Annotated in this window: 8 protein-coding genes; 4 read left to right on the forward strand and 4 right to left on the reverse strand. The window is 56.4% G+C overall.

Annotation, left to right across the window (positions count from 1 at the left end):
* A complete protein-coding gene (locus PYL13_RS24375; RefSeq protein WP_275643627.1) occupies window positions 1-1,005 on the reverse strand; it encodes a TRAP transporter substrate-binding protein in 1,005 nt (334 codons plus the stop codon).
* Between the two features lie 178 nt (window positions 1,006-1,183).
* Here PYL13_RS24375 and PYL13_RS24380 point away from each other — a divergent pair, with 178 nt between their 5' ends.
* Window positions 1,184-3,223 carry a two-component system sensor histidine kinase NtrB gene (locus tag PYL13_RS24380; protein ID WP_275643628.1) on the forward strand — a complete coding sequence of 680 codons (2,040 nt, stop codon included), beginning with the start codon at window positions 1,184-1,186 and terminating at the stop codon, window positions 3,221-3,223.
* Between the two features lie 12 nt (window positions 3,224-3,235).
* The gene (locus PYL13_RS24385) at window positions 3,236-3,847 is read left to right on the forward strand and encodes a response regulator transcription factor (protein ID WP_275643629.1); all 612 of its coding nucleotides are present in this window, start codon (window positions 3,236-3,238) and stop codon (window positions 3,845-3,847) included.
* A 178-nt stretch (window positions 3,848-4,025) separates the two neighbouring features.
* Here PYL13_RS24385 and PYL13_RS24390 read toward each other — a convergent pair whose 3' ends face one another.
* Together PYL13_RS24390 and PYL13_RS24395 are read right to left on the reverse strand one after the other, a co-directional pair.
* Window positions 4,026-4,991, reverse strand: a complete 966-nt coding sequence (locus PYL13_RS24390) for a quinone oxidoreductase family protein (RefSeq protein ID WP_275643630.1) — start codon at window positions 4,989-4,991, stop codon at window positions 4,026-4,028.
* Between the two features lie 83 nt (window positions 4,992-5,074).
* Entirely contained in the window at window positions 5,075-5,719 is a 645-nt protein-coding gene (locus tag PYL13_RS24395; protein ID WP_275643631.1) for a hydrolase, read from the reverse strand.
* 156 nt (window positions 5,720-5,875) lie between these two features.
* On the opposite strand from PYL13_RS24395, the gene PYL13_RS24400 reads away from it, so the two are divergent.
* A complete protein-coding gene (locus PYL13_RS24400) occupies window positions 5,876-6,769 on the forward strand; it encodes a LysR family transcriptional regulator (protein WP_275643632.1) in 894 nt (297 codons plus the stop codon).
* 69 nt (window positions 6,770-6,838) lie between these two features.
* Here PYL13_RS24400 and PYL13_RS24405 read toward each other — a convergent pair whose 3' ends face one another.
* Complete coding sequence (locus PYL13_RS24405; RefSeq protein ID WP_192490297.1) at window positions 6,839-7,777, reverse strand: LysR substrate-binding domain-containing protein; 939 nt, start codon at window positions 7,775-7,777, stop codon at window positions 6,839-6,841.
* Window positions 7,778-7,868: 91 nt separating this feature from the next.
* On the opposite strand from PYL13_RS24405, the gene PYL13_RS24410 reads away from it, so the two are divergent.
* Entirely contained in the window at window positions 7,869-8,843 is a 975-nt protein-coding gene (locus PYL13_RS24410; RefSeq protein WP_275643633.1) for an MBL fold metallo-hydrolase, read from the forward strand.
* Window positions 8,844-9,032: the final 189 nt, after the last annotated feature.

The raw sequence follows: 9,032 nt of genomic DNA on the forward strand, positions 1-9,032 counted from the left end.
TTACTGGATACCCAAAACGCTATGGGCCTGTTTGACGAGGTCCGCACCGATGCGAGACGACATCTGTTCGTGCAGTGGACGCAGACGTTCGATCCATTCGGCACGCTCTTCGTCACTCAACTCGTGGAACTTAGTCGTTCCGGTCTTGACCATCTCGGCCATAGCCCATTCGTTTTCTTCGCGGGCGATCGAGTTTGCGTAGGTCGTGGATTCGTCCATCGCACGGTCAATGTGCGTGCGAATTTCCGGGTCCAGTGAGTCCCAGAACCCCTTGTTGACGATGACGGCATAACCGAGATAGCCGTGGTTGGTCAGGGTCGCGTGCTTTTGTACTTCGTGCATTTTTTGCGTGAACATGTTGGACGGCGGATTCTCGGTGCCGTCGACAACGCCCGTTTGCAGTGCCTGATAAACTTCCGAGAATGGCAGAACCTGCGGGACTGCATCAAGAGCCAGCATCTGCCCCTCGATGATCTTCGATGACTGAATTCGCATCTTCAGGCCAAGGAAATCATCGGGTGATGCAATCGGCGAATTTGCCGACATCAGCTTGAAGCCGTTATCCCAGTAGGCCAGGCCCTTTATGCCCTTGCTGTCGAGCAGGCCAAGAAGATGCTGGCCGACCTCGCCATCGGTTATTTTACGCAGATCATCGTAGTTAGACATCAGATACGGCAGATCGAAAAGCTCAAACTGCTGGACGCCCAATGGACCAAATTTGGCGAGGGATGGTGCCAGCATCTGGACGGCACCAAGCTGAAGTGCTTCCAGTTCTTCCTTATCCTTGTAGAGCTGGCTGTTGGGATAAACTTCGACCAGTACCGCGCCATTGGTATATTGCTCTGCCAGTTCCTTGAACTTCAGCGCGCCTTTGCCCTTGGGGGTATCTGGGGCGACAACATGGCTGAACTTGATGACGACAGGGTTTGCCAGAGCTGGCAAGGCCGAAGCCAACGAGATGATAGCTGCGCTGGCGAGGGCCGCTAACGAACGACGAGTGAACATTCTTTTCCTCCTGAAAGTCGCAACCCTCCAGCTGCGACACAATTATCATCCGCTTCCTTGCCACCATGTTTGCAATCTCGCTATTGTGGATTCCCGCAATAGTGGCCTGACGCACACAAGGCTATGGTGCGGACAAGGCCTGCAAAGGCTCGCGGACGTTTGGGGGACGGAACCGGTATTGAGAGACAAGAAAACTCGAAAATCAACGCGTTCTTCTCTAACGCAGACCAACAATCCTTCAAATGCTGCCTGGTATCCATGGTCGGATGATAATCCCAGTCCATTGGCCATGCGCATTGATTTGTTGTCGATTGTTCCATTGATTGCAATCATTGCTTTGGCAGGAATGGTCTGGGCATTCGTCTGGGCTGTTGCGCGTGACGATAGCGAAAGTGCGCGTATCAAGTTGGCGACGGATGCCTTGTGGGTCGAGCAGACACTGCGGTTTCAGCTCGGTGTTGATGAAGATATGCTGGTTCGCCTGGCGATGGATCATGCCGGCGAAACGGCAGATCCGGTTATTGCGGCCAGAGCGCGTAGTCATATCACGAGCAACCCTGAAGTTGTCTCCATTCTCTGGTATGGCTCTGACGGTCAGGTACAAAAAGGCCTCCCGGACAACGCAGCACCCGGTGACCCGACACTGGCGGCGCAGATTCTGGATGTTGCAACGGTCACATCGAGACCCGTTTATGGACAAATCACACCCGAAGGCCATGTGACTTTCGGCATCTTGCTGGCCGACCAGCGCGGCGTTCTGACCGCCACCATTTCACTGCCGTCAGTGTTTGATCGGCATCTGCCCTGGTGGATTGCCGAGCAATATGGCGTGACGCTGGTCGATCTGTCCGGCAATGTGCTCGCCAGCCGGCAACGGTTGGAAATCGATCCTGAAAACCCGACACATGTGATCAGTATCGATCCGCCTCTACACGGCACCTGGCTTCGCATCAGCGCCTATGGCCGCCCGCTGACATTTCTTTCGACAGCTCTTTTTGGAGCAATTGCCGGCCTTGCTGCATTCGCTGTTTTGACGATGATTATCCTGCACCGGTCGAGCAAAAGAAGGCGGGCGACGGAGATGCGTCTTTGGGCAGAAACCGCGTTCAGGCGCTCAATGGAAGAAAGCTTGACGGTCGGATTGCGGGCCAAAGATCACGATGGCCGGATTCTTTTTGTAAATCCGGCATTCTGCAAGCTGGTTGGATGGAGCGCAGATGAACTTATCGGGCGCTCTCCACCGTTGCCTTACTGGGACCCGGCCCATCTGCCTGAAACGGAAGAGCGCCATCGTCGACTTGCGGCGGGCGGTGCCGTCAGCCAGCGATTTGAGACCTATTTTGTGTCACGCGATGGACGCGAGATCGAAGTCGAGGTCTATGAGGCGCCATTGATTGACGCGCGTGGTGAGCATCGTGGCTGGATGGGCTCGATCATCGATGTAACCGAAGCACGACAGGCCGCCCGGCGGGCTCGTCTTCACGATGAGACGCTGGCGAGAACTGGCCGGCTGGTGACGCTTGGCGAGATGGCCTCAACATTGTCGCATGAGCTTAATCAGCCGCTATCGGCAATTGCGTCTTATGCGGCTGGCATGCTCAATCTTATGCACCGGCCGGACACGGATCTCACACTTTTGCGGGGAGCGACGGAAAAGCTGGCGCGTCAGGCGGATCGGGCAGGGCTCATCATTAGACGTATTCAGGATCTGGTCAAAAAACGCGAGCCACGGTTTACCAATCTGCAGCTGTCCGATGTCATCGACGAGACGCTCGATTTCCTTCAGGCCGATGCGCGCGAACATGGCGTGCGGCTTCTGCGCGAAGGGGAGGGAGCCTGCGCGGTTGCGGCTGATGCCATTCTGCTTGAGCAGGTTCTCATCAACCTCATTCGCAACGGAATGGAGGCGATGGCCGACACGCGAAGAGATGGTGCGGTCACCGTTCGTTTGTTTGAACACGACGGGCAGGCGGTGATTGAAGTCGAGGATGCAGGCTCTGGAATTCCCGCGGAAATGGTCGATACGATCTTCGATGCCTTTGCGAGCACAAAAACGCAGGGCATGGGCATGGGGTTGAAAATCTGCCGCACGATTATCGAATTGCATCGAGGCCACTTGATGCATCAGCCAGCGGAGGGGGGAGGAACCATATTCAGTGTCTCCATTCCGCTTGCTGACGTGGGCTACTCGAAGCAGGAGGAACTGGAGGATGTATGAGGGAGGATACAGATGAGTAACTTGATTGACATCGTCGATGATGAGGAGGCAATTCGCGACGCACTGTCTTTTCTCCTTGCCTCCCGTGGCGTGCAGACCCGGACATGGGCTTCAGGTGAAGATTTTCTAGCGGCGCAGCCGTTGGACGACATGGTTTGCGTCATCATGGATGTGCGGATGGGAGCGCTGTCGGGGCCTGAGGTCTACGAGCGATTACGCATTATGGGATCTGAGGTTCCCGTCATTTTCCTGACCGGTCACGCTGACGTGCCGGTGGCGGTACGTACACTGAAAGCGGGAGCTTTCGATTTTGTCGAAAAGCCGTTTAACGACAATCAAATCGTTGATCTCGCGCTTAATGCCATCGAAGCCGGCCAGATGATGCAGGCACAGGCGGAAAGCCGCCGCGATCTCGAGACCCGGCATGCTTCACTTTCTGCGCGCGAGGTCGAGGTCATGGATTTGATGTTGACTGGTGCGATGAACAAACAAATCGCCGACACTCTTGGCATCGCCATGCGAACGGTGGAGGCCCATCGCGGCAAGGTGTTGATGAAGATGGGGGTTCGCAATGCGTTGGAACTTGCTGCAATCAATCGGAAGCAGGAGAGACACAAAGTCTGAGGAAATTAGGGCGCGTGCAACACGATAAACCCTGAAGCCGTAATCAGCCTGCCGCCTCACTGCTTTCCTGCACAGGAAGCCATCGTCCGGTGGCGCTTCATAAAATGCTGGGCTGCCATTCGGCGCGTGCTTTCCGCAAATGGCGATTTGGAAATCGGTTGCTCTTTGTCGTTAGTGTTCAACCCGAGGGAAGGAGGACAACGCGACCGAGGATGGAGTTGTTTTCGGCGTAGGCATGGGCCTCTGCAGCCGCGTCAAGCGGGAATGTCCTGTCCACGACCACTTTGACAGTACCGGCCGCAGCCCACTTTAGCATTTGGGAAATTGTGTCGTAGACATCAGGCTTTTCCAATTGCGTTCCCATAAAAACACCAAAAAGCGCCTGGTTCGCCTGCAGTGCTGGCCACAGGTCAAGGCTGAGCTTTGAACCGCCGGCATTGCCGACGAAAACCAGGCGTCCCTCGGGACGCAGAACCGCCAGAGAATTTTGCAGGGTTGCTCCGACCGGGTCGATGACCAGATCGACGCCACGACCTGCCGTCAGGTGCATCACCGCGTCGACGACATCTGTCGCGTGATGGTCGATTGCATGGTCAAGGCCAAGCTGCAGAAGGCGTTCCGTCCTCTCGGCCCCCGAGACGGTTGCAAGCACTGTCGCACCTGCCTGATGCGCCAGTTGAATGGCGGCAAGCCCCACGCCGCCAGCGCCCGCCTGAATGAGGACCGTCTCGCCGCGCTTGATATCTCCCCTTGCGAAGAGGCAGTGGTGCGCCGTGCCGAATGCGATTGGCAAAGCAGCGGCGGCGGCCATGTCCAGCCCATCAGGCACAAGCCATGTCCGGCCAGCGGCAACAGCGCGCAGCTCTGCGTGTGACCCGGCAAGATCAAAACTTGTCACCTTCTGGCCAACGTGACGGTCCGCCACGTTTTTCCCGACCGCAATGATTTCTCCTGCGGCAGCATAACCGACGATGAAGGCTGCATGGGGAGGAGGGGTGGACGCACGATTGATCAGATCGCCACCTTCAATGGCGGCGGCCTCGACGCGGATCAGAACGCCATCGCTTGGGCAGGCTGGATCGGGCACATCCACGTAACGGAGGACATCCGGTGTCCCGGCGTGATCGTAGACTGCTGCTTTCATGGTTGCTCTGTCATTGCTTGAGAGAAAGGCGGTGAGGGCGGCTTGTTCTGACCCTCACCGAGGTGCTTGCTAAAGCCGCCTAATCAATCAGCGACTGGCGTGTTGAGGAGCTGTTGCTCCCAAAGATAGGCGATGCCGCTGCCGCCGAAGTGCTGAATGAGAATCTCAGTCAGCTCATCGACATGCTCGGTGCGTGCCCAGTCGCGTTGAAATTCACCAGCAAGAGCCATGACGGTCATGACGTTGGCGCCGGCCGAGATCATGCGCTGAACGGCAACTTCGTGGGATTCCTTTGAGATCCCTCCCGATGCGTCGGTGATCACGGTCACGTCCCAGCCCTCTCCGGCGGCCTGGATCACGGGCATTGCAACGCAAACCTCGGTCCACAGACCGGCAATGATCAATTGCTTCCTTCCGGTCGCCTTGACGGCGTTGACGACATTCTCGTCCTGCCAGGTGTTTACCCAAGTGCGATCGATGACATCCTGGCCTGGAAAGACGTCGGTGATCTGCTTGAAAAGCAGTCCACCGCGCGTCGCGATGACGCTGGTAAGAATAGTTGGAACATTGAAGGCTTTTGCCAGCTTCGCCAGCGCGGTCGTGTTGTTGACGACAGCTTGCGGATCGTGGCTGTTCAGGTTCGCGAGTTGATAAGGTTGATGGTCGATCAGAACGAGGACCGAATCTTCGGGACGAAGAAGAGAATCGAGGCCGTTACGAGGGGTCATCAAGAGTTCCTTTTTTTTTGCCGTTGTGGACGGCCATGGGTTCACAGGAAACACACGCCAGCGAGCGATGCTGCCAGAAGACAATTTGCCGTTCCCGTTGATGTTGTAATAGTATCAAGTTCGGACTAGCTGTGTCGCGGAATCAGGAACGCTGAGATGGATATTGAGGACCTGCGGACATTTGTTGCCGTGGCTGATGCCGGAGGAGTATCGGCGGCTGCCCGTCGCCTGGGCCTGTCTAAGTCGATTGTCAGTCGCAGGCTTTTTAGGATTGAAGCCGAGCTTGGTGTGCAGCTTCTTGCGCGGACGACCCGAGGTGCTGCGTTGACGGAAGCGGGAGTAACATTCAGGGATCACGCAGCCCGCGCCAGTGCTGAGATTGATACTGCCCGGGAAACCATCCATCCTACAGGCCAACTGCATGGTCGTTTGCGGGTTGCCATGCCGCTTACCTTCGGCCCAACCCACTTTGCCCCCGTACTTGCGGAAATGGCGCGTTTGCATCCGCAGCTCCACATCCATACGTCTTATAGCGATCGCTTTGTCGATCTGATCGCAGAGGGGTTTGATTGCGCGATCCGGGGCGCCTATCTTCAGGACTCGAACCTGATTGCCAAACGCGTTGGGCCGATCCATGGCAAGCTTGTCGCCAGCCCGGCTTACATCAAGGAACACGGCTCACCGGACAATATATTACAACTTGTCAACCATCCGGCCCTCATGCAGGGAACGGAGGCCTGGCAGTTCATGGACGGCGACAGGATCGTTACGGTGCAGCCGCAGGGCAAGTTCAAAGCCGATAGCGCCACAGCACTTGCCGCCGCCGCTGCGGCAGGTCTCGGCGTTGCCTGGCTCCCGCAGTGCATCACGCATGAGTACGAAGCCGCCGGCACCCTGGTTCCGATCATGACGCGTTTTCCGGTTCCTCCGGGTGCAGTCTATGTCGTGCGACCACCCAGCCAGCATCCCACCCGGAAAGTGCGAGTACTTACCGAAATGCTGGTCGAGTACTTCAGACAGAACCCGGAGCTTTGGGGAGCGGACAGTTAAAAGGCCCCGGAAAAGCGTTTGGGATGGAGTTTCAACCGCGTCATCTCAATGAGCAGCTGTCGTTGACAGTTATTCCCTGGTTATGCCGACATCAGCGACGATCTCACGGATTTGCTGACGCAGCCAGGCGTTGGCGGCGTCGCCATCAGCGTGTTGCGCCCAGACCATGTTAACGGGTGGAAAGCTGAGTGGTACTGGCAGCGGGCTTACTTCTAGACCAAGCAGAGGCCCGTAACGCTCGGCAATGCGGCTTGGCACAGTCGCGATGACCGGGCTTATCTGCGCTGCCGAAAGTACCGACATGTAACCCGGCCCTGCCATCACCACGTCGAGTTCGACGCCGGCAATTTCCAGTGCGTCCTTGATGCAGCCCTGCAAGGTTTCGTTCTGTGAGATCGTTGCATGTTTGGCGGCAAGATATGCTTCAAGATCTACCGGGTTCGATAGATCCAGAAGCGCAGGGTTGAAACAGCAGGCAAAATCCGTCGCATATAGTGGTTCGAAGGCACGGCGGCTGGTTTTGGTGTAAGTGCAGCCGACGGCCAGATCGATGCTGCCATCCTCCAGCGAAGGCTCCATCGCCTCATAGGGGAAAACCCGGGCAAGCACCTTGATGCCCGGTGCAAGCTGCCGCAGTCGTGCGGTGAGATCAGGGATCAGCAACAATTCTATCTCCGGCGACATGGCGATACGAAATGTGCGCTCCTCGCTCGCCGGATCAAAGGCAACGCCGCCTGACAGTGCAAGTTGAGCCTGCCGCAACGCCTGGCGCACCGGGACAGCAAGACTGCTTGCCCTCGCAGTCGGCTGCATGACCTGGCCGACACGGATAAAAAGCTCATCCTGTAAAAGTACCCGTAAGGTGGAGAGCGAATGGCTCATGGCGGGCTGCTGGATTTTCAGCCGCTTCGCCGCCTTGGTCACGTTGCCTTCCGACATCAAAGCATCAAAAGCGATGAGCAGATTGAGATCAAAAGAGCGAAGATTGAAATGATCGATAGTTACCATGAGCCGCATCGATTTGTTCACTGATAGTCCGATACATAAATGCTCTCCGGGTCAGTTCAAGACCATGTCAACACAATCCCTGGAGCCTTTTATGCAAACCCGTCGCAACCTACTGAAATCCTCTGCCGGTATCGCTCTTGCCGCCGGTGTCATCACTGCCTTGCCGTCCACGGTGCTTGCCAAGGCAGCAATCATCGCCAGGCAAGCCGCCAGCTATTACCGTCTGAAGCTTGGCGATTATGAAATCACCGCGCTTTCCGATGGTACGGTCAAATTGCCGATGGCGAAGATTTACCGGAATATCAAGGAAACGGATGCCGAGGCCTATCTTGAAGGTCATTTTCAGGCCGGTGACGCCGAAACCTCAGTCAATGCCTTCCTCATCAATACTGGCGAAAAACTTGTGCTTGTTGATGCCGGGACAGGTGATCTGATGGGACCGGCGCTTGGCAAGCTGGTCGCCAATATCGAAGCATCAGGTTACAAGACGTCTGAGATCGACCACGTTATCCTCACCCATATCCATGCCGATCATTCCGGCGGTCTTGTTATTGGCGGCAAGCGGGTGTTTGAAAATGCCGTGCTGCATGTAAACCAGCGCGAGGCTGATTTCTGGTTGAAGGCAGACGCTAAGGCAAAGGTAGACAAGGTACTCGGCCCGCAGATTGCCCAGGCAGAAAAATGCGTCGGTCCCTATGTCGAAGCTGGCAAGTTCGAGACTTTTGCTGATGACGCTGCGCCAATTCCAGGCTTCGGTTCGGTGCTGCATGCCGGCCATACGCCTGGACACAGCGGTATTATCGTCGAGAGCAAAGGCGAGAAGATCATCTTCTGGGGAGATATCGCCCATGGCGACGTCCTGCAATTTGATCAACCCGAAGTCACCGTTGATTTTGACGTCGATCAGAAGGCTGCAGCAGCCAGCCGCGGCATTGCATTTGCGGAAGCCGCGGATCAGAAATATCTGGTGGCTGGCGCCCATCACGCCTTTCCCGGGATCGGCCATGTCCGTCGTGATGACAGCAATTACGATTGGGTGCCGCTTGTCTATAAGGCTGGCTACTGAATAAAGCCGGGCGCCGTCGGGGGATGGCGCCCTTTCGCCTTGCCAGCCAGGGATTTCGGAGGGTGTAGACGTGCCGTTTTCCACAGGTCGTCATCATAAGCGAATATTTTTTATGATTTTTTTTCCAAAGGCCTATTGACGATAAGGCAATGTCCCCTCTATAAGTCCGCTCACTGAACGAGGGCGGCG

Origin of the sequence: Agrobacterium sp. Azo12, from assembly GCF_029193765.2 — a bacterium.
GTDB lineage: Bacteria > Pseudomonadota > Alphaproteobacteria > Rhizobiales > Rhizobiaceae > Agrobacterium.